The following is a 20346-nucleotide window of genomic DNA, read 5'->3' as shown; positions in this document are numbered from 1 at the left end:
AATTGCACTCCCCCTCTTCTTACACACTACTTTTCTCATTGCACTTCCCTATTCCTTACGTACTAACTTTTCCTCAAATGCACTTACCCTATTTCACACTTCCTGCCTTTCCCATTGCACTCCCCCTCTTCTACACAATACCTTTCTCGATTGCACTTCCCTAATCCTTACGTACTAACTTTTCCTCAATTACAATACCCAATATCAACTACGCCCCCCAGTGCCTTTGCCCCCACTACTTCTTCTCCTCAAACTCTATCCCCACTATCCCCTTCACTCAGATAAAAAGAGCCTGATTTTTCATCCAAATTCTTGAAAATAGATCATATGTTTGGTATAATGAAAAGGGAACAAACGTTTCTATTACATGTAATTAAGGAGAAATTTTTATGGACTTTTCAAGTTTGTCTTATGAGCAATTTCATAATTATTTTTCCACCGAAGATACCTGCATCAACTTTCTTATTCAAACAAAATGGCCTGAAGGCTTTCGTTGCCCACATTGTGAACATCGTCACGCCTATGTAACAACAACTCGACGTTTGCCCTTGTATGAATGTTCCCGTTGTCGATTCCAAGTATCATTACTTTCTGGAACGATTATGGAAGGCTCAAGAACTGAGCTTCGTAAGTGGTTGTTGGCAATTTACCTATTTTCTCGTACTCATATTGGTACAACTGCCATGGAGCTTTCAACTCTTATTAAAGTCACTTACAAAACAGCCTGGTTAATCCTTCATAAAATTCGCACTTCCATCCTACAGGCGGATAATCAATGTCCGCTGACAGGTTCTGTTCAAATTAACTCCGCCATCTATGGAAAACCATTCAATCCAACTGTCCACAAGCATCCTCAAGAACATCTCTTGCTTGTAGGCTCCTCACTCAATGATTCAAGTGAACCTACTCATATCAAAATTAAACATGTTATACCCTCACATCCTACAAATAAACATATTGCTAAAAACGACTTAGCCACCTTTCAAAAGAACCATATCGAACATACTGTGAAAGCGATTCAGACGATAACTGGATTCTATACGTCAAAACGGCAGCGCCCCCTACTTGAAATTGCTAAACAAGCAAGCACTTGGATGAATACCACCTTCCATGGCATCGGCGCCCGTCACCTTCAAAGCTATTTAGACGAATTCTGCTACCGAATTAATCTTACTACGTCTAAAATACCTGTCTTTGAAAACTTGATTAAACGCTGCATATTTAATTCTACTGCAATCACTAATCTTTTTTGAGGACACTGCTCGTCAGTAACTTTTTTGATCTTTTAAACTCCTTCAATTTACATTCAGTCACGCCTTTTAGATTTAGAGATGAATCGCTTAAAGATGGATTTGTTTATCTGGTTTAATCAGATATCTGGATATAGTTCGGTCTGGATTGAGCAGTTGCGTTCAATTCTGTAGTTGGGTCTGGGTTATTCAGTCTGTGTTGGGTTATGGACTTCCATTCTGTAGTGGGGTCTGTTCAGCTTTGTTGGGTTATGGATTTCCATTCTTCAGTGGGTCTGTTTAGCTTTGTTGGGCTATGGAATCCCATTCTGTAGTGGGGTCTGTTTAGCTTTGTTGGGCTATGGACTTCCATTCTGTAGTGGGGGCTGTTCAGCTTTGTTGGGTTATGGATTTCTATTCTTCAGTGTGTCTGTTTAGCTTTGTTGGGCTATGGACTTCCATTCTTCAGTAGGACTGTTTAGCTTTGTTGGGTTATGGATTCCATTCTTCAATGGGTCTGTTTAATCTGTGTTGAGCTATGGAATCCCATTCTGTAGTGAGGTCTGTTTAGCTTTGTTGGCTTATGGATTTCCATTCTTCGGTGGGTCTGTTTAGCTTTGTTGGGTTATGGAATCCCGTTCTGTAGTGGGGTCTGTTTAATCTGTGTTGGGTTGTGGATATCCATTCTGTAGTGGTGGCCGTTTAGTTTGTGTTGATCTGTTGGGACTAATAATAAGAACTTGTCTGGTCTAGTTTGTCACACTATCACAAATTCATAGTGCTATCATTTTTCTGAGCTAAGGGGATAGTGGACATAAATGGCTGCGAATGATATAGGACAGTGTACAAGAACTCGCTTTAGTTTTTGTAATGACTTAGAGACAAAGGTATTTAGGGCTTTGGGGGCTTGGGCGCTTGGGCGCTTGGGCGCTTGGGCGCTTGGGCGCTTGGGGGCTTGAGACTTTTCAAATAAAGCGCAACGCTATGAAAAAAAACTTCCGTCCCCATCACTTGGATGGTTTCGAAAGTTTGGAATTACTATTTATGTAGTTATTGAGTGCAGTTAGTGTGTAGACGGGACAAGAGCTGTGCCGCCAAGTCCGCTTGGGGTGCTGCTTGTTTTGGAGAGTGCGATTTTGTCCACTTGGGCGCCATCTTCTCTGACTTTGATATAAAGTGTATGTGTACCAGTGGAAAGTGAGATTGAGCTGCTTGGCTTTTTCCAAGCCCAGCTGCCCGCGCTGCCTGTAGTTACTTGGTAGTTACTACCTGAGTCCACAGCCACATTGAAGCTATCTGAACTGCCATCTGGACCTTGTGAAAGCAAGTAGATGTAGAAAGAACCTCCATTTGTTACTTCAAGGTCGTATTTGAGGTAATTCGTGTCACTGTCTCCCGATCCGTTTGGCGTCTGCATGTTAGACGATCCCGAGCATGCAGTGCAAGATGTTTGTGTAAATGTACCTGTTTTGGCTGTGTAGGTCTCCGCTTCGATATAGGAAACGTTACTGCCATTTACGTTGTAATACAGGGTTCCTGTTCCACCACCAGCCGATGTAGTCGCGGAGACTGCACTGCTAGCTATGGAAGCATTCCCAGCTGCATCTTTAGCAATTACTGTATAGCTATAAGCTGTTGAAGCTGTCAAGCCTGAATCACTGTATGCCAGCGTAGAGGATGAGCCAATTTTAGTCCCATTGCGATAAACATCATAGCTTGTTACAGCGACATTGTCTGTCGCAGCCGTCCAATTCAATTGAACTTGGGTACTGGATGTTGCTGTAGCGGTTAATCCCGTTGCTACAGATGGTACTGTTGTATCTGGTGTTGGAGCGGTGGGCGCATAACGTTCCATAATCAAGCTTGTTTTTAGCACGTCAGACTGCACTAACCATCCTTTTGAATTAAGTAAATTCATAAGAGCGGTACGTGCTGTCGTTGCTTCACTTAGGGTATCTGCCTTAAAGGAGGCCTCTACGATGTCTTCTGTTCCTGTTTTGGCGGCATTCAGGATGGTCCACACTTCGATATCTAGGTCGAAATCATCAAAAGTACCCTCGTATCTTTTAAAATCAATTGGACCATAGATCACGGAATTGTTTAATTGTGTTGTTCCCCAACCTGAGCTGCTCCAGTTTTTAAGCTGGCTTGGCGCATTGGAAACGGAGATGGATCGAGATGTCGCTAGATTCGGAGCGTTGAGTCCACTGCCGCTGTAGCCAGAAACGGTCACATCTTTTTCATACTGCACGCTTAAGGTTTGTTTGCTCAAGGTCCAGTCAACTTGAAACTCAAATCCAGAGGCGGAGCTATTCAGACCATCATTCGCTGCAGTTGTCAAAGCACCGGTAATGTCACCGTTCGTTATGGGATAACGCTTCTTAAATTGCAGTTGGTGTGTGCTGTCGCTGCTTTTTTTACGAATCCTGTCACTCCAGCCTTGAGCATCCATTGCTCCTGTCGCAGTATCCATGTACTGAACACGATAGGATTTGGATGAAGAGCCGGTTGAAAATTGACTGCGTACGCTGCTGATTAAGTTATGGCTAGAGTCCACAACGATACTGGGATTTAGATTAAATTTAACTTCATAGTTGGGTGTACCATTTGCTGCGGAAGCCTGTTGAGGACTCAGAATGCCACCAGTTAAAAGCAAGGCTGCTGCAGTTGAAGCCATGATTACTTTGGACAATTTATAAGCTTGGAACATTGATTGAGTCATCTCCATTCGTCATTTAGTAACGGTCCATAATTAATTGTGTCTTCAAGGAATCTTGAGCCAGGAACCAACCTTTGCCTTGCAAATAAGTAATTAATTCATCATGTTTGGTAGATGCCGTCGTTTGGCTCGATGTTTTAAAGGAAGCTTCTACGACATATTCTGTCCCCGTCCCTGCTGCGTTACGAATTGGCCAAACTTCAATGTACAACTGCAATCCACTCCATGTACCGATGGAACGTTTGGCTAGAATGGGTCCGAATACACGCGATGTGGATAGTTTACTGGTTCCCCAACCGCTGGAAACCCAATTGTTAAATTTATCAGGTGCATTATTGATCAGTAGACTCCGTGAATCCGCTAGATTAGGCAGATCCATACCGCTATAACCCGATTTACTCCCTTTCTTGGAACGAGTTATGCTAAGGGTTTTCTTTTGATAGCCCCATTCTACTTGCGCTTCGTACCCCGTATCTCCTGAATTAAATCCTTGTTGATTCGCCAATGTCAGAGCGCCTGTGATGTCGCTTCCCGTTATGGCATATCTCTTTTTATAGCTAAGTTCAAAGTCGCTTTCTCCTTCTGTCTTGCGAATACGCGGGCTCCAACCGTTGTTGTAAATGTCCTTAGCATTTGTATCGAGGAATTCTACATTCATTTTGGTAACGGTATCCGGCATACCAAATGCTGATCTTACGCTGCTTGTCAACTTGAAATCAGTTCCGAGTACGACACTTGGATTCAGAAGGAGCTTTACCTCGTAATCTGGAACCATGTTGCTTGCTGCACTCGCTGGTTGAGGTGCTGTACCAATACCCGCAAGTAAACTAGTCCCGACTACAGCGGCCATGATGACAGTCAACGCATTTTTCTTAAACATCACACATCTCCTCTTCGTTTCTGGAAATTTTTTCTTACAGACATGAGCATAAAGTAGATTTATTCGAAGATTGTCATCGGTGCATGATGTTTTTGTAAAGGATTAAAACGCACGAACTGAATCATGCAAGCAAGATAAGAAACTATCAAAGAAAGAGGAACGGATCCGATCCGCATTGTAAGTGAAATAAATGTATCGTTTAAAAGGATTTTGAGGGATATTACGACAACTTAATTCACCTCGTTGCAGTTCTTTAGCGATTGCTATTTTCGATATAACGGAAACACTTTCTCCAGTCAAAACAGCTTGTTTGATCGCCTCTAAGGAATCCATTTCCATGACCGGTTTGAGTTTAACCCCTAGTGTTTTGGCCCAATTCAGTGTCATGGTTCTTGTGCTAGACTCTTGCCCATGCAAGATAAAAGGAACTTCGTTTAATAATTCTGGGTATAGTGTTTCTTGTCGTGCAAAGCGATGATTCGGATTAAAAAAGAAAACCAGTTCATCTTCACACAGTGTTTCCCCAACAAGCGGAGACCATTGAAAAGGCTCTGCAGACATAATGCCGATATCGATTTCATGGTTGAGCAGCATTTCTTGAATGATCGGAGTTGGTCGAACAGTTAAAGATACCGAAATTTGTGGATATAATTTTGAAAATGAGCTTAGCATTTCCGGAAGCACATACGTACCTGGCACGGAGCTTGCCCCTATTTTCAAATGACCACTGCCTCGCTCATCGAACTCCTTCACAACTCGTTCCGCTTCCTGCACAAGCGCATTGATCTTCTTAGCATAATGATGCAACGATTGCCCCGCATCGGTTAAATGGACTTTCCCCCCTCTAGAATAAAATAACTGTACACCCATCTCTTGCTCCATTGATTTCATATGGAATGATACTGTGGGCTGTTTGAGTCCTAGGTGCTCTGCAACTGACGTAATGCGTTTGTGCTTATCCAGCAGTTCAATGACCTGAAATTTTAACATATGCCAATTCATTCCGTATCCCTCTTCTTCCTAGTTCAATCTCTTTGGGGCTCATTATAGAAAAAATCTATGGAGATGAATAGATACACAACAAAAACTTAACATTCTATTTACCTCGCATTGACACTTAGCTGACGCTCCGCTTCTACACTAAAGGTGAGATCAAAAGCACGGAAGGAAGCATGCGATGTCTCTACAACTTAGCGGTATAAGCAAAACATTTGGTTCCATGACGGCACTGGAAGGCATTGAACTCTCCCTCGCCAAAGGACGGTTCACAACTTTACTCGGCCCTTCTGGTTGCGGTAAAACAACCCTGCTTCGGATCATCGCTGGTCTGGAGACACCAGATGAAGGTGAGCTTCATTTTGGAGATGTCTGTTTGTTTTCAAAAAAAGGCAGAATTAATCGCCCTGTACACAAACGTAATTTTGGCATGGTTTTTCAAGACTTTGCACTTTGGCCACATTTATCTGTGTTAGAGAATGTTGCTTTCGGACTTAAAGCTACTGGCGACAAAACAAATTGGCGTCAAAGAACGATGGAAGCGATTGAGTTGGTACAGTTGCAAGGAAAAGAAAAGCGCTATCCACATGAGCTTTCTGGAGGTCAACAGCAACGTGTCGCACTCGCTCGTGCGATTGTGGTTCAGCCTCAGCTCGTCTTGTTCGATGAGCCAATGAGCGCCTTAGATGCTCTTTTAAGAGAAGAAATGCGCCTCGAGCTCATGAATTTAGTTCGAAGAATCGGTTTTACAACCGTATATGTCACGCATGATCAGACCGAAGCGATGTCGATGTCAGACGAAATCATTGTCATGAAGGATGGTCGTATTTTACAAAAAGATACACCTGAAACTATTTACAAAAAACCTTCCCATCCCTTCACAGCCCGATTTATTGGTAAAACCAATTGGTTGGAAGTGGACAAGCGATTAGTCCGACCTGAGCATGTGAGATGGACATCCTTATCAGAAGACGAATTGACATACACAGGTATCGTACAAACGGTCAGTTACATGGGAGAACGATATGAAATTACTGTGCAACTAAGCACGGGTGAGGTTTGGATGGCTTACCACCCTTCGCGATTAACCATCGGAGATTCAGTCCAGTTATATGTATCACAGCAACAGATTCATGTGCTTTAACTAGCAATTACCATAATCATTTATAAGAGAGGGCGTTAAAACAATGAAAACGAAAATGAAAAAGTCTTTCCACATGAGTTCATTAGCATTAATGACGGTTTTAGTAGGAGTCAGTTTAACAGGGTGCGGGACGGCTAGTAAAACAACGACAGCAGGGTCAGGGACAGCTACAGCTACACCTGCAACTGCTGCAGCGAGTACTTCAGCAGCACCAACGGCAACGCCAGAAGCTAAAAAACTTAGTGGCAAAATTGTTGTCTATAGCGCCGGGCCTAACCCGCTTGCCGTTAGCATTCAAAAAGCTTTTCAAGCAAAAACGGGTGTAGAAGTTGAAATGTTCCAAGGAACCACTGGTAAAATCATGGCACGTATGGAAGCTGAAAAGTCCAATCCTGTTGTCGATGTTGTTATTCTTGCTTCGCTTCCTTCCGCAATCGGAATGACAAAAAGTGGTTTAACACTTCCGTATAAAGAAGCAAAAAATGGGGATAAATTGATTCCTGCTTACTCTGACAAGGACGGGAACTATTTTAGCTACAGTCTGTCTGCCTTAGGTATCGCTTATAATACGAAGCTTGTAACGAATCCGCCGAAAGAGTGGAGCGATCTGATGAAGCCAGAGTGGAAAGATCAAATAAATATTCCAGACCCAGCGCAATCCGGTTCCGCACTTGATTTCATGTCTGGCTATACAAATAAAAACGGTGATGCCGCTTGGGATTTGTTCGGAAAAGTGAAAGCAAATGGCGCTATCATTGCCGGTGCTAATCAGGAAGCTATGGATCCAGTTATCTCTGGGGCTAAAAAGATCGTTATGGCAAGTGTTGACTATATGACTTACGCTTCAAAAGCAAAAGGTGAGCCGATTGATTTGATCTATCCAGCAAGTGGGACGGTCATCTCCCCGCGACCTGCGATGATTATGAAAACATCCAAAAACGTTGATGCCTCCAAAGCATTTATTGATTACTTGCTTTCGGATGAAGCTCAGAAATTAGTTACAGATTCCTACTTGCTTTCAGGTCGCAGCGACATCCAAATTCAAGGCCGCGTTAGTGCGAAAGACATTCCTACTTTTGATGTGAGTTGGAGCTGGATGAATGAAAATCAAGATGCAATCACTCAAAAATTTACGCAATTATTCAAAAAGTAAGATGAGGTTGGGGATGACGACAAGATGATCGCAAAACGTACTGGGACGTACTTAGCCTTGCTGCTTCTAGCTATGCTAGTCGTCCTTCCTCTTCTATTTGTGGCTTGGAAAAGTATTTGGACAAAAGGGACTTTAGATCTCCTAGCCCCATTACGAACCGTAATCGAAAAAGATTTATCTGGTGTATTCACAAATTCTTTTATGCTGGGCATTTGGGTGGTAGTTGGCAGTACACTGCTCGCCTTACCGCTTGCATGGATCATGGCTAAAACACCGCTGCGCAAGCATCGTTGGCTTGATATCGTTCTGCTGATTCCCTTCATGACGCCACCATACATTGGATCTATGGGCTGGATTCTCTTTATGCAGCCGCGAGGATACCTTGAGCAATTTTTTCCGGGAAGTCACTGGATAAGCAGCCATTTCTTCACCCTGTTCGGCATGATCACCATAATGAGCCTGCATTTATTTCCATTCCTGTATCTCATTCTTCGTAATGCCATTCTGCAAATCGGCGGTAATAAAGAAGAAGCTGCAGCTGTACATGGGGCTAGCTATTCCTATACTTTACGGCGGGTGCTTCTACCGCTTGTGTTCTCCAGCTATGTAATGGGAGCACTGCTCATATTTGTAAAAACATTGGCCGAGTTCGGTACTCCTATCACGTTCGGGAAACGTATCGGATATTTCGTTCTTACAACGGAGATTCAATCTTCTATCTCTAGTTGGCCAGTCGATTTCGGAAAAGCAACTTCCTTAGCCTCGCTCCTGCTAATGGCTTGCCTCATCCTCTGGTATGTACAATCTGTCATTGTACGCCGACATTCCTATAACCTTGTGAGCGGAAAAAGCTCGCAAGGGAAATTAATGGGCTATCGCGGTTGGCAACGTGCTCTAGCTTGGTTGTACGTCATTCTTGTGCTCGCCTCGGCGATTGGCATCCCCTATTTCTCGATCATCTCGGCTTCGCTCATGAAGCTTAGGGGCAATGGGCTCGCTTGGACGAACCTCACCTTCCGACACTACGGTGAGCTGCTGACTTGGGGCTCGCCAAGCATGAAGGCCCTAACGAACAGCATGGGGCTCGCCTTGCTCGCCGCCTGCTTAGCGGCAGCGCTTGGCACATGGTTCGCCCTCACGATCGGGCGCGGCAAACGCTTGCCGGAACGGATCACAGACATGTTCAGCCTGCTGCCGAACACCGTTCCCGATATGGTCCTCGTAGTCGGACTCATCATGCTATGGAACGCGCCATGGATGCCGCTCCATCTCTACAATACCTACGGCATGGTCGTACTCACTTACGTGGTATTCTTCCTGCCGTACACCGTGCAATACGTCAAGGCACGTAACGGCCAGCTCGACGAGTCCTTGCGGCAAGCCGGGCAAGTGTTCGGCGGGCAGCCGTGGTACGTGTTCCGACGTATCGTCTTGCCCCTTCTCCTGCCGGGCATTATCGCCGGCTGGATGATGACCTTCACCATCTCGCTCCGCGAGCTTGTCGCTTCGATGATGGTGCTTCCGCCGTCGATGCAGACGTCGGCGACGTATATTTTCGCTCAATTTGAACAAGGTCAAATTTCGCTCGGCATGGCCATGGCCGTCGTTTCCGTAGGGCTTACGACGATCCTACTATTGATTGTCAACAACATGAATTCAAACAGAAAGTGGAATGTGGAATGATGCATGTGGAAGTATGGGGCGGAGCCGGTGAACACGGGCGCTCCTGTTATTGGATTGGTAATGCGCAGAGCAGTGTGATGCTCGATTGTGGGGTAAAACGTGAAGGCGTCGGTGAATACCCTCTCCTAGATGCTTCAAGAGTGGCTGCACTCGATGCCGTGTTTCTATCACACGCTCATGAAGATCATTCAATTGCCATCCCTTGGTTGTATAAATTAGGTTACACAGGCGTCGTATGGACGACGCGCATTACGGCTGAGCAGCTTCCTAGTTATCATTCGAACTGGGGAAATTATGTGCGTCAACAAGGTGGCGAACTCCCTTACGAGGAATCCCACCTTGCTTCTGTCAGGTACGCATTCATCGAAGAGAGTGCCCCGGCGCAGCAATGGTTTGCAATCTCCCCTACACTTCGCGTGTGTTGGGGGCGCAGCGGCCATATGCTCGGTTCCATCTGGCTTATGATAGAACTTGAAGGCAAGCGATTTTTCTACTCAGGAGACTATAGCGAGGATTCGATTCTGCTCGGTACAGATACGCCGCGGCTAAGCGATCAGGGGATCACAATCGATGGTGCCATCATCGATGCTGCCTACAGCACGGACATGGATGAGCAAGAGACAAAGCTTGAGCATCTCTACAAGGAGGCAGATTGCGTTATGAATGCAAAGAGCCTGCTACTCTTGCCCGTTCCTGTTTCCGGACGAGGACAGGAGCTTCTGCTCCTTATGGAACAGCGGTATCCTGAAACGCCGATCCGGGTGGAGCGCGAGCTGATCGATTCGATGAAGCTCATGCTTGGGCATCCAAGCTGGCTCAAGGGAGGCATGGCAGCGCGATTAGCCGAAGCCTTAAGCAGGTCACGTTATACTATCATCTCGACCGATGCTGAACGTGAACGTCTTCTCCAGGAGGACATTGCATGTTCGCGCGCGGCCATTTGGTTCACGACAGATGGCATGATGCAATCCCTCAAAGCGCAACGGTATTACGATGTGCTTCGTCATCATCCAAACAATGGCATCTTGATCACGGGGCATGTTGCGAAAGGTACGTTCGCTTGGCGTCTACTAGCCCTGCCAGATCCAGAAAGCGGATGCCGCATACGCGCCACCCGCTACAAAATTCATCAAGGACTCCCCGATGTCCGCCGGATGCTCCAATCTATGCGCAGCAACTTCAAGCTGCTCGTCCATGCACCGAAACGGGATACGGATGCGTTGCTCCAACAGCTAGAAAAAGAGGGAGAGCAAGATCTGCTCTCCCTTCAGCCAGGTGCTCGAATCGTTTTGTAACGAGGCGAGCACTTCTTTGCTTTTTTAACCCTTCATAAGCTCATCTAGTTCATCCCAAGACGTAATCCGCGGCAATGCCAGATGGCGATTATAGGATCTATCCTTCACACAAATACGGACAGGCAGGTGGCTTAACGTCTCTAGAACGGTCGGTTTATCATCAAAATAATAATCCAGCTCTAGCGCCTCTATGATATGTACTTTCTCGGAATCACTCATCCCACAGAAGAAATGCCCCTCTGCGACAGGGAATCCATGGTCGAGCAACCATTGTCGTGTGCGCTCTGTATGCTCTTTGGCTCGAGCCGTGATGTAATACACCTCATGTCCTTGCTCCACCAGTTGGTTCAAAACCTCACGCGCATGGGGGAATAACGCACAGTCTGAATAATAAATTTCATCACGCAAGCTGTACCACAACTTTCCGCCTTCTTCTTTGGTTAATCCAAAAGCGCTGTGAATCTCCATCGATGGCAAGGCATGAAACACCTCTAACCCAATGTTCTGTTGCAACGTCTGATTATAAATATGAAAAGCATGTTCTCTTAGATTAATGAGGGTATCATCAATATCAAATCCAAGTTTCACCGTTTACCCCTCCATTCACCTTGACTCTATTCTTTTAGTTTGATCCCAAAAAGACTTACAAATACCGAAGCCTGTTCTCTAGAAATGATGCAACCGCGCAAATCCTCAATACTTACACCCAAGCTTGTAAACTCACACGTGCTGAGATCGATTCCATCCAGTTTCGTTCCAGTAAATTGGGCTTGTTCCAACTGACAAACCTCAAATTGTATCTTTTGCAAAGTCGCTTCATAAAAATCAGAACTATTTAAAGAACACGTATGAAACGTGATTTGTTTGAGATTTGCCATTCGGAAGGTCGAAAAATCCCCTAAGCAATCTTGAAAAAGGATGTTTCGTAATGTAGATCCAGTAAGATCCATGCCGATAATTTTGCAATTCCGAAATTCCGTTCGATGTATCGTTGCTTCTGTAAAGTCGACATTCGATAAATCACATCGATCAAAAATAACGTCCGTAAATTCAATTTCTTTCATAGCAATTCGCGTAAAGGTCACATTGCGAAAAATAACTTTATCAAACGCTACCTTATAGGCTGACTGATTATCAATGATACAATCACTAATGATGCCAGTATGAAAACTATCCTCAGGTTCAAATTTACCTTCTTGCAAGGTTATGACGGGCAATTCTTTAGGCATTTTGGGTGCATCTAATTTAAGAATACTCATGAATAACTCCTTTAACATAAGGTAATGGGCAAAAAAATAAGCCTTATCGGCTTACCTTTATAAAATAATCATCGTGGATAAGCTATGCAGCATGAAGAATAAGGATCCCCATTTTCTTTTGATATAATTCCGGCCACGGAAAAGCCTCGTCTTAATCGTAGAAACAGGTAAATTCACTTCTCGGCTAATATCTTCTAGCGACATATCCAAATAATATTTGTAAACAATGAGGTCTTTATATTTATCTGGCAAATCTTGAATCATTTGTTCCACCTGGCTATACGTTTCCTGTTCGATAAGCTGAAGCTCAGGCGTCTTCTCATGACTCACTAACTTCTCAATCAGGGGGCGTTCATCTTGCGAAGGAAACCCACTCGTATCCATGGAGAGTTCTTTTTTCTTCTTCCGCATCAGATCAATCGTGACATTTTTGCCAATGCTAAAGATCCAGCTGGAGAAGTTTTTGGTAGCGTCAAATCGATGGGAATTCAAATGTGCACGCAAAAAAGTCTCCTGAACAACATCTTCGGAATCTGATTTATTACGAAGCATACGAAAAGCTAATCGATAAATTCTGTCTTTATACAGCTCCAGAAGTCGATTAAACGCTTTCGCATCTCCTTGACTCCACATTGTTGCAAGTTGACTATCGCTTAATTGCAGCATGTTAAATCTCCTTCACCTAGTAAACTACCTATCTTCTATTCTACCAAATCGAAGCAAAAAAAAGAAACCTTTTCAGGCTTCAAAGATGACTATTTATCGATAAAATTGGACACATATTCGGCTTTCTCTGCACTTGCTATGACGATTAACGTTACAATAATTCCGAATAAGATAATTCCGCCTACGATCATACCGCGCACCCTCTTTGCTGATTGATACGAAATGATCATCTCTTATCAAAGATATGATGCGCGGCAGTGATTATTCACCCAGATTCATAATAACATATTGCTCAATATGGCTTGCCAATAAGCCGAAGGTCGGCTTTTGGACCTCAACATGTTCGCCAAGCAGTGATTTTACTGCTAAATAAGGGAAGTTAATGCCCGATAAGCAAGTGACATGCAAACCGCCTGACATCCGCGGATTAATCTCCAACAGCTTCGGTACACTCTGATTGTATTTAACTTGGATATTATAATTAAAAGGAATGCGATAGGTAGCAGCTACACGGTTAGCAAGTTCAATCAGCTCTGGCACTTCTTCCAGCAGCCTCAATCGTCCATCCGCCTTACGACGAGGGACTGCGGCAAGCAGCTCACCGGATGCCGAAGCTAAGCAATCAATGCTGTATTCATGGCCATTCAGTACTTCCATAACCATGACGTCTTCAAAACGTTCCACTGTCGAGAAGTTCTGGTAGGCTTGCTCTTTCGTGAGATACGGCATAACCGGTCCAAACATATCACTCAGCGCATTCCGCTTATTACTGATAATGCGGAATCCATTGCCACCTTCACCATTCGTCGGCTTCATACAGACACCATGACCAGCCGCAGTGAGGGCATCATGCGCCACAAGGAACTGCTCGGCGGTATTCACCACATGATAATCGGGAATCGCTACGATCCCCTTAGGCCGAATCGATTCGTAGAATTTTTGCTTTTCCATGAGATTCTCTAAAAGCTCAAGATTACGACAAACCGTTACACGTGTACCAATTTTCTCAAACTCATCGATATGCTTGGCAATCGCGTACATATGCAGCCTAGGAATAAACACATCAATGCCATGCTGTTTGCAGAAATTCAATGCGAATTCCACATAGTCGTCATCGCCGAGAACCGGCTCTGTATCTGCAAAATCCGCCGCTTGCAGCGCCATATGAGTACGATCTGGATGTGTAGCGTACATTTTAAACTGAACGCCATCCTCATTGTTACGAATGCTGTTCATGTAATGATAAGCGACCGAGAACCAACGGTTAAACCATACTTTTTTCATAAGGGCTCCTTTATGAGCAACTTTCGGTGCTCGCTGTGTGTGGAATGTACAAATGACGTGATATGATCGGCTGCAAAAATGCCAGACTCCTCCGTAAATCTGTATACCCCCGACGGTGTCAGTTGCTCTTGACGGAATAACTCTCCATGACCTGGAGCAATGGCATAATCTGCGATGTCTAATAAGCTCTGATCCAGCAGTGAATCGCCGGAAGCGATAACCTTCCGTCCATCAAGTACTTGCTTCAGATGTGCAACTGCGGCTCCTTTGCTTACGCCTTCAGGGACGATGTACACCTTTCTTCCTTGCACGGAAGTACGCCAGCCCATCCCCCTCAAATGAGTGCTGAGATCAGCTATTTCCTGCAGTGGCATTCGGTCGCGCTCAACGATATGAGAATAGAAGAGATCATCACACCAACTTGAGCTAATCACCCAGTCCTGGCTTAGCACGTCATGCATGACTAGACGAATATCTTCCACTGGCGCACTCGTTTCGCTGACACGAGTCCTGACAAGATCTCGCCACTCCATATCCACCTTACCCTCGATCAGCATATTCCCCCCGTTGCTTGTCACGGCATATTGGGGTTTCAGAATTTGACTGATGAGGTGTATTCGCTCATATTGGGCAATCGTTCGTGTTGTCACAGGGATGAAAATGAGTTCATTCATCAGCTCTTGTAATCGTTGATACGTGCTGGAGGACATATAGGATCTCACTTTGCCATCGATGAGCTCGGCAACCATGATACGATCTCCCAAATGCTCCGCTCGCTCTGCTGGTTGCGAATAAATTAAAGTCTGATCTAAATCACTGGCATAAATCATTCGGCATCCCCTTTCACAGATTGTATGAGGCCGCAGCACGAATACGTGAGGCCTGGATACACCTCAACTGGTACACCACGCGCCTCAGCTAACAGCAAAATATGCCGAATATGCGGATTATCCATACGGTCTACCAAGATCCGCCACGGTACTCTCCTAAGCAATACACGCGTCGTTTCTCCCACACCAGGCTTAATCAGGTTGATATCAGCCATGAGATAGGTTGTCTGAATCGCTTGGATATCCCGTAAGCCATGCCAAGAAATCTCAGGCGGATGCGCGGCTATAGATTGCGCCATCTCCTGTGCTTCCTTAGTCACCTTCTTGAAAAAAGGCACAATCGCTTCGATAAAATGATTAGACTGATCGTGATCCAGCCATTCTTTGTAATATTTCGAGCCATGAAAATCATAGGGGCCAATCAAATCGTCGCGCAGCACTGTACGGCTCATTAAACCGGAGACTGTCGAGTTTAGACATGCGCTCGGAATGAGAAAGTCCTCGCGGGTTCCGAACATGTCCGTGCAATGCCCAGGATCGGCGAGAACAGCTAGATCATCGTCCAGGATGATCCCGTGATCCTTTGCCATTTTGCCACAAGCTTGGGTAAGCACTTTACGAATGGCCCCCTTGCCTGTCCACCCATCAATGAACTGCAGTCTTGCGCCCGGATGTTTCTGCAGCATGTACAAGAGAGCGTTCTCATCAATTCCCTTACCGCGAATAATCGAAATACTATAATGCGGCAGGTTCATCTGGTGGATATCTTGTAAATATCGCTTGATCAAAATACCTACGGGCGTGCCCGCTCTAGCCAAGGAAACAAGGACCGTATTCGACCCTTTCTTTGCTCGTATAAGCTCAGCAACCACACCTACGGATAGGGCTACTTTCTCTGCAGACAGCTCGAGGGTTTCTTGATATAGGTTTAAATAATCAGAGGAAGGCAGATGCTCCTGAGGAAGCATTTCGGAATAGTGCGTTCCAGCTTGGATAGCCCGCTCTCTGGCATCTAAAGCAACTTCCAGCTTGATATTGCTGATATCCTTCAGTAGAAATGTCACATCACCAGGTGGATAACTTCCCATAGGCTGGGGGTCATCTATGCGTCTAGCGTGCCAAGTTTCCATACCTTAGCCTCCTTCCAATCGACCGTTTGTGGCGAGAAGAAAACGATATGAAGGGTGTGCAGTCCTTTGGCTTGGAGAATTCGCAAAATCGGCTCCATGGATGAAGGTGAAGCTTCTCTTTCCATAAAAAGAAAGAGTTCCTGATACATGCCGTGCGGGATATTGTAGAAAAAGTGAACGACTTGTTCATCCTCTGGAGAAGGGAAAGCATGGCCATATTTCACGGCATAGTCACCGCGTTCAATGACATGAATAGGGCTGCGTGTGGTCGATTGATAAGACACCCCATCACCCATCTCAGCAGCAATCCGCATCGGGATATACATAAACTCTCCTGTGCCCACACAGAGTGTCTTGGTCCCTGTACGTTTACGCTTGAGCAGCTCGGCTGTTTGCATGATCGAACGATCTAGTTGTTCAGTATCGAAGGGGGTAAGTCCGAACCTTCCGCTATGCTGCAAATAAGGTCTATTACCTGCAAAAGGAGCGTGGGAAAATAGTTGATTCACATAAGAAATTTGCAGAAGTTCTGTGCCTTCCTCAGGTAAAGAGCTAGGCGCTTGCAATGGCAAGCTTTCACTAGAGCCAACTACCTTCGTATTTCCGCGAATTAATGAGATTACTTGAATCGTAACGTGAAGTTCCCTTTCCAACTGGGCAAATTGCAAAATATCTTCCTCTGTACGCCAATCCAGCAGTGCTAACACGTAGTACATCTTCTTAGGAAATTTCCCTTGCAGGTCGCGAATGATGTTAAGCGAAGTTCGGCCTGTCGTAATTTCATCATCGACGAGAACGAGAATCTCAGGCTGAGCAAGAATGGCAGGGTCATCGGAGTAGCCATAGTGCGCTGTAGCATGCGAATGTTCTTCTTCGAATTGAAGAATGGACGGTGATTCTTCGATCACTTCGCGTGTCGTGTGCAAATAGTGGCTTCCTTGTCCAAAAGCTTCATAGACCGCATGACCAATCGCTGTAGCCGTCTCCGCAAATCCAATGAAAGCAATAGGCTCGTTTAACGGTAACCGCTCAGACATGATCGCTTTATAGGCCTTTTCCGCTTTCTCAGGGTATATCAGCCCCTCAACAGCCTGCTGTACCTTCTCTTCAGTCTTGCTTCCTTGTAATTCTTGTTGCAGTAATAACGCTAACGCAGTTCCACTTAGCAGTGACGTGTACGGGTTCACCGGGATATGTTTGCCTAACACCTTGCTTACAAATAAAAAAGATCGTTTCTTATTAATTCTCGCCGCCATCGCGAATAAGGCGTCGAGCGGTATGTTGTGGGGATTGGAAGTCACGGTGACGTGCAGCTCCAAATCGCCGGCTATTTTATACGTACGCTCGGTTTGGCCTAGTGAGTAATCCATCAAAGGTTTGTTGTTCATGCAGCACCCCATAAACTTGTGATCGTAAAAGAATACGTTTCGCCCAATTGAAATGGGGTTTGAATTCATTCATTTTATTGCCGTAGACACTCTTCATAACCCCAAGGTCGCCATGACTGTTCTTCAGAATACTTATTGCATCCGTATATTCTTCATGTGTGACCGCATACAGAGTTTGCACCGGCTTAATATGCGTAGGATGAATAATCGTTTTGCCGATCAAGCCATTCTCTTTATCCAGCATCACTTCATGTAGGAGTCCCTTCGTCGGGAAATATTCCCAAACAGGTCCAGAAATCACGTTAGAAGCTTCCATACGACCAAATATATTAATAATATCCGCAACACAATCCCGTATCGGAGCAATGTCATAAATCGTTCTGTCCGGACTTCGTCTCAGCCCAAATAAGCTTGAGAAGTCAGTAGCGCCAATCCGGATGTTCAAGACCAAATCCTTAAAATTGGTTATAATTTCGTTAATCGTCAGTAAGGTAAAAGTGCGGCTTTCTTTATAAATAATCGAGGCAGATTCCAGAATCGGTAATCCATATAAAATTGGTGCAGATGCCGATTTCTCATCATTGTAATTTTCTAGAATTTGAAAATAATCCTCGCCATTTTCCACAGTAAATTTCGGGAACACAATGCCCGTTAGTAGAGCTACATTCTCTTCCAATCTCTCTAGCACATAATTCAATTGATTTACACTTCTCACACGAATGAATATCAGCGGCAGATTCTCTGCACTTACAATGCCTACTTCCATCCAATGAGCGATCTGATTCATTTGCCCAATAAGCGATTCTTCTGCAGCATGCACTTCGTTATCACCTACAGCATCCTCCAGATCAAGGACTACGGACACCAACCCTTCGATTTTACCAAAAGCAATATCTTCTGCGAACGTACGTCGGGTCGCTGGCATGTATAGAGCAGCGCCGACAGAATGAGCTAAAATGTCTTTGTGCGAATGATTATGGAAGGAATTCGGCGGTAAATAAAATAAAGCTTTCTCTTCATCCGCGGTTAAATAATTGAAATATCGCATGCCGATTCCTCCCTCTTTATTTCAATAAACAAATCCCTCCTTAGCGGAGGGATTGCCCATTGGTTACACGTATAAATAAACTTAAGATTCTTTCACGGATCCAGGCTTGTCCTTTTTACGAAGCATGCTTAGAATGATCGTTCCACCGAACAAAACAATAATGACGGAGAAGAAGATCACGTGTGAGATGTGGAAACCGAATGCTCCAGCAATCATTTTAAGACCGATGACGATAATTAAGATAAACGCTGTTTTCTCCAGTTCCGGGATCTTGTCAATGAGCTTCAAGAAGACTTGCGCCACGCCTCTCATCATGAGGACGCCTAAGATACCACCCAAGAACAATACCCACACCTTGTCGCTCACACCAAATGCTGCAAGAACACTATCGACACTGAATGCGATATCCATGATTTCTACCGCAAGAACCGTACGCCAGAAGGAAAGACCTTTATTCTTGACTTCCCCACCATCGTCGTGTTTCTTCTTAAAGAGATTACTATAAGCAATCCAAAGGAGATACGCCCCACCGGCTACCTTAATCCAGGTAATCTGTACTAAGAACGTACCTACACCAATGGCGATAAACCTAAATATGTAGGCTCCTAATAAACCATAAAATAAAGCTCGCTTCTGCTGTTCCTTCGGCAAATGCTTAACCATTACAGCAAGTACTAACGCATTATCTGCAGAAAGCAATCCTTCGAGAAGGACAAGTGTACCAATAATCCCCCAGTTTACAGGATCAGTTAGTGTTGCTGAGAGCACGTCCCAACTAAAGAAATTCATAAAATTATCTACAAAGCTTTGGAAAAAGTCTGACATTAAGATGGACCCCCTGTTTTAATTGCTATTCATCCTAGCGCGATCTAACCTCATCTATCTCATTCACCGATTACACGATTCGTCTACTCGGATCATTGAATTCCAATCCATAACGCAACAAAGCTGGTCAAGTGAACACCATTTCTCGAGTTGAATTGATTAAGAAGAGTAGAGAAGGTGATGCTCCAGAAAGCACCACCTTATTACATTAAACTTCCTATTAGGAAGTTTGTAAACCATAATCGCGTGCCAAGCCTGCAAGTCCGTCTTTATAACCGCTACCAATTGCGCTAAATTTCCACTCACCGTTATTACGGTAAAGCTCACCGATAACAACACCTGTTTCAACGGAGAAATCCTCGCCAAGATCGAAACGAATTAATTCCGCGCCAGATCCTTCGTTTAGTACACGCACATAAGCATTGGAAACTTGTCCAAAGTTTTGCGCTCTTGCTTCCGCATCATGAATCGTAATGCAGAATGCAATTTTCTCTGTTTCCGCAGGTACTGCGCTAAGATCAATGGAGATAACTTCATCATCGCCATCGCCTACGCCTGTACGATTGTCACCTTTATGCTCGATAGAACCATTCGCATTTTTGGTGTTGTTGTAGAAAATGAAATCGGATTCGTTGCCAACTTTACCAGCAGCATTTGCTGCAAAAATGGAAGCATCCAAATCGAAATCTTTACCGCCATCATATTTGTTCGTATCCCATCCTAGGCCAACAAGAACTTTCGTCAAACCTGGGTTTGTTTTCGTTAAATCGACTTTCTGACCTTTAGATAATGAAATTGACATGTGAAATACCTCTCT

The 20346-nt window shown here is 44.6% G+C and carries 18 protein-coding genes; 5 read left to right on the top strand and 13 right to left on the bottom strand.

Going from position 1 to position 20346, the window contains the following annotated elements:
• Positions 1–389: 389 nt before the first annotated feature.
• Complete coding sequence (locus tag HQN88_RS25650) at positions 390–1253, top strand: transposase (protein WP_173117866.1); 864 nt, start codon at positions 390–392, stop codon at positions 1251–1253.
• A gap of 1039 nt (positions 1254–2292) precedes the next feature.
• Here HQN88_RS25650 and HQN88_RS25645 read toward each other — a convergent pair.
• The 3 genes from HQN88_RS25645 to HQN88_RS25635 all read right to left on the bottom strand — a co-directional run bounded on the left by HQN88_RS25645 (position 2293) and on the right by HQN88_RS25635 (position 5830).
• The gene (locus HQN88_RS25645) at positions 2293–3939 is read right to left on the bottom strand and encodes a fibronectin type III domain-containing protein (RefSeq protein ID WP_173117864.1); all 1647 of its coding nucleotides are present in this window, start codon (positions 3937–3939) and stop codon (positions 2293–2295) included.
• Between the two features lie 25 nt (positions 3940–3964).
• On the bottom strand, positions 3965–4828 hold the full coding sequence (locus tag HQN88_RS25640) for a hypothetical protein (RefSeq protein ID WP_173117862.1): 864 nt from the start codon (positions 4826–4828) through the stop codon (positions 3965–3967).
• Between the two features lie 102 nt (positions 4829–4930).
• Entirely contained in the window at positions 4931–5830 is a 900-nt protein-coding gene (locus HQN88_RS25635) for a LysR family transcriptional regulator (protein WP_173117860.1), read from the bottom strand.
• A gap of 175 nt (positions 5831–6005) precedes the next feature.
• Here HQN88_RS25635 and HQN88_RS25630 point away from each other — a divergent pair, with 175 nt between their 5' ends.
• The 4 genes from HQN88_RS25630 to HQN88_RS25615 are packed head-to-tail and all read left to right on the top strand — an operon-like array spanning position 6006 to position 11099.
• Positions 6006–6968 carry an ABC transporter ATP-binding protein gene (locus tag HQN88_RS25630; RefSeq protein ID WP_173117858.1) on the top strand — a complete coding sequence of 321 codons (963 nt, stop codon included), beginning with the start codon at positions 6006–6008 and terminating at the stop codon, positions 6966–6968.
• A gap of 43 nt (positions 6969–7011) precedes the next feature.
• A complete protein-coding gene (locus HQN88_RS25625; RefSeq protein ID WP_173117856.1) occupies positions 7012–8121 on the top strand; it encodes an ABC transporter substrate-binding protein in 1110 nt (369 codons plus the stop codon).
• Between the two features lie 24 nt (positions 8122–8145).
• Positions 8146–9804 carry an ABC transporter permease gene (locus HQN88_RS25620; protein ID WP_173117854.1) on the top strand — a complete coding sequence of 553 codons (1659 nt, stop codon included), beginning with the start codon at positions 8146–8148 and terminating at the stop codon, positions 9802–9804.
• Positions 9801–11099: an MBL fold metallo-hydrolase gene (locus HQN88_RS25615; RefSeq protein ID WP_173117852.1), complete on the top strand. Its 1299-nt coding sequence runs from the start codon at positions 9801–9803 to the stop codon at positions 11097–11099. Before HQN88_RS25620 ends, HQN88_RS25615 begins: the two co-directional genes overlap by 4 nt.
• 24 nt (positions 11100–11123) lie before the next feature.
• Here HQN88_RS25615 and HQN88_RS25610 read toward each other — a convergent pair whose 3' ends face one another.
• From HQN88_RS25610 to HQN88_RS25565, 10 genes are all read right to left on the bottom strand, one after another.
• Positions 11124–11687: a 5' nucleotidase, NT5C type gene (locus HQN88_RS25610; protein ID WP_173117850.1), complete on the bottom strand. Its 564-nt coding sequence runs from the start codon at positions 11685–11687 to the stop codon at positions 11124–11126.
• A gap of 26 nt (positions 11688–11713) precedes the next feature.
• Positions 11714–12358 (bottom strand): pentapeptide repeat-containing protein, encoded by a 645-nt coding sequence (locus HQN88_RS25605; protein ID WP_173117848.1) that lies wholly within the window; start codon positions 12356–12358, stop codon positions 11714–11716.
• Positions 12359–12415: 57 nt separating this feature from the next.
• On the bottom strand, positions 12416–13024 hold the full coding sequence (locus HQN88_RS25600; protein ID WP_068668226.1) for a sigma-70 family RNA polymerase sigma factor: 609 nt from the start codon (positions 13022–13024) through the stop codon (positions 12416–12418).
• 261 nt (positions 13025–13285) lie between these two features.
• Positions 13286–14308, bottom strand: a complete 1023-nt coding sequence (locus tag HQN88_RS25595) for an ATP-grasp domain-containing protein (protein WP_173117846.1) — start codon at positions 14306–14308, stop codon at positions 13286–13288.
• On the bottom strand, positions 14305–15138 hold the full coding sequence (locus HQN88_RS25590) for an HAD family hydrolase (RefSeq protein WP_173117844.1): 834 nt from the start codon (positions 15136–15138) through the stop codon (positions 14305–14307). The genes HQN88_RS25595 and HQN88_RS25590 overlap by 4 nt, the downstream gene beginning before the upstream one ends.
• Positions 15135–16268: a cysteine protease StiP family protein gene (locus HQN88_RS25585; RefSeq protein WP_173117842.1), complete on the bottom strand. Its 1134-nt coding sequence runs from the start codon at positions 16266–16268 to the stop codon at positions 15135–15137. Before HQN88_RS25585 ends, HQN88_RS25590 begins: the two co-directional genes overlap by 4 nt.
• The gene (locus HQN88_RS25580; RefSeq protein WP_246320453.1) at positions 16241–17656 is read right to left on the bottom strand and encodes a phosphoribosyltransferase family protein; all 1416 of its coding nucleotides are present in this window, start codon (positions 17654–17656) and stop codon (positions 16241–16243) included. The genes HQN88_RS25585 and HQN88_RS25580 overlap by 28 nt, the downstream gene beginning before the upstream one ends.
• A complete protein-coding gene (locus HQN88_RS25575) occupies positions 17601–18704 on the bottom strand; it encodes an HpcH/HpaI aldolase/citrate lyase family protein (protein WP_173117840.1) in 1104 nt (367 codons plus the stop codon). Before HQN88_RS25575 ends, HQN88_RS25580 begins: the two co-directional genes overlap by 56 nt.
• An 81-nt stretch (positions 18705–18785) precedes the next feature.
• Complete coding sequence (locus HQN88_RS25570) at positions 18786–19529, bottom strand: TerC family protein (RefSeq protein ID WP_173117838.1); 744 nt, start codon at positions 19527–19529, stop codon at positions 18786–18788.
• 220 nt (positions 19530–19749) lie between these two features.
• Positions 19750–20331: a TerD family protein gene (locus HQN88_RS25565; RefSeq protein ID WP_173117836.1), complete on the bottom strand. Its 582-nt coding sequence runs from the start codon at positions 20329–20331 to the stop codon at positions 19750–19752.
• Between the last annotated feature and the right edge of the window lie 15 nt (positions 20332–20346).

The organism is Paenibacillus qinlingensis (genome assembly GCF_013204845.1).
GTDB classification, from domain to species: domain Bacteria; phylum Bacillota; class Bacilli; order Paenibacillales; family NBRC-103111; genus Paenibacillus_E; species Paenibacillus_E qinlingensis.
Note: the sequence above shows the minus strand (reverse complement) of the source record. Positions and strands in the feature narration are given on the sequence as shown.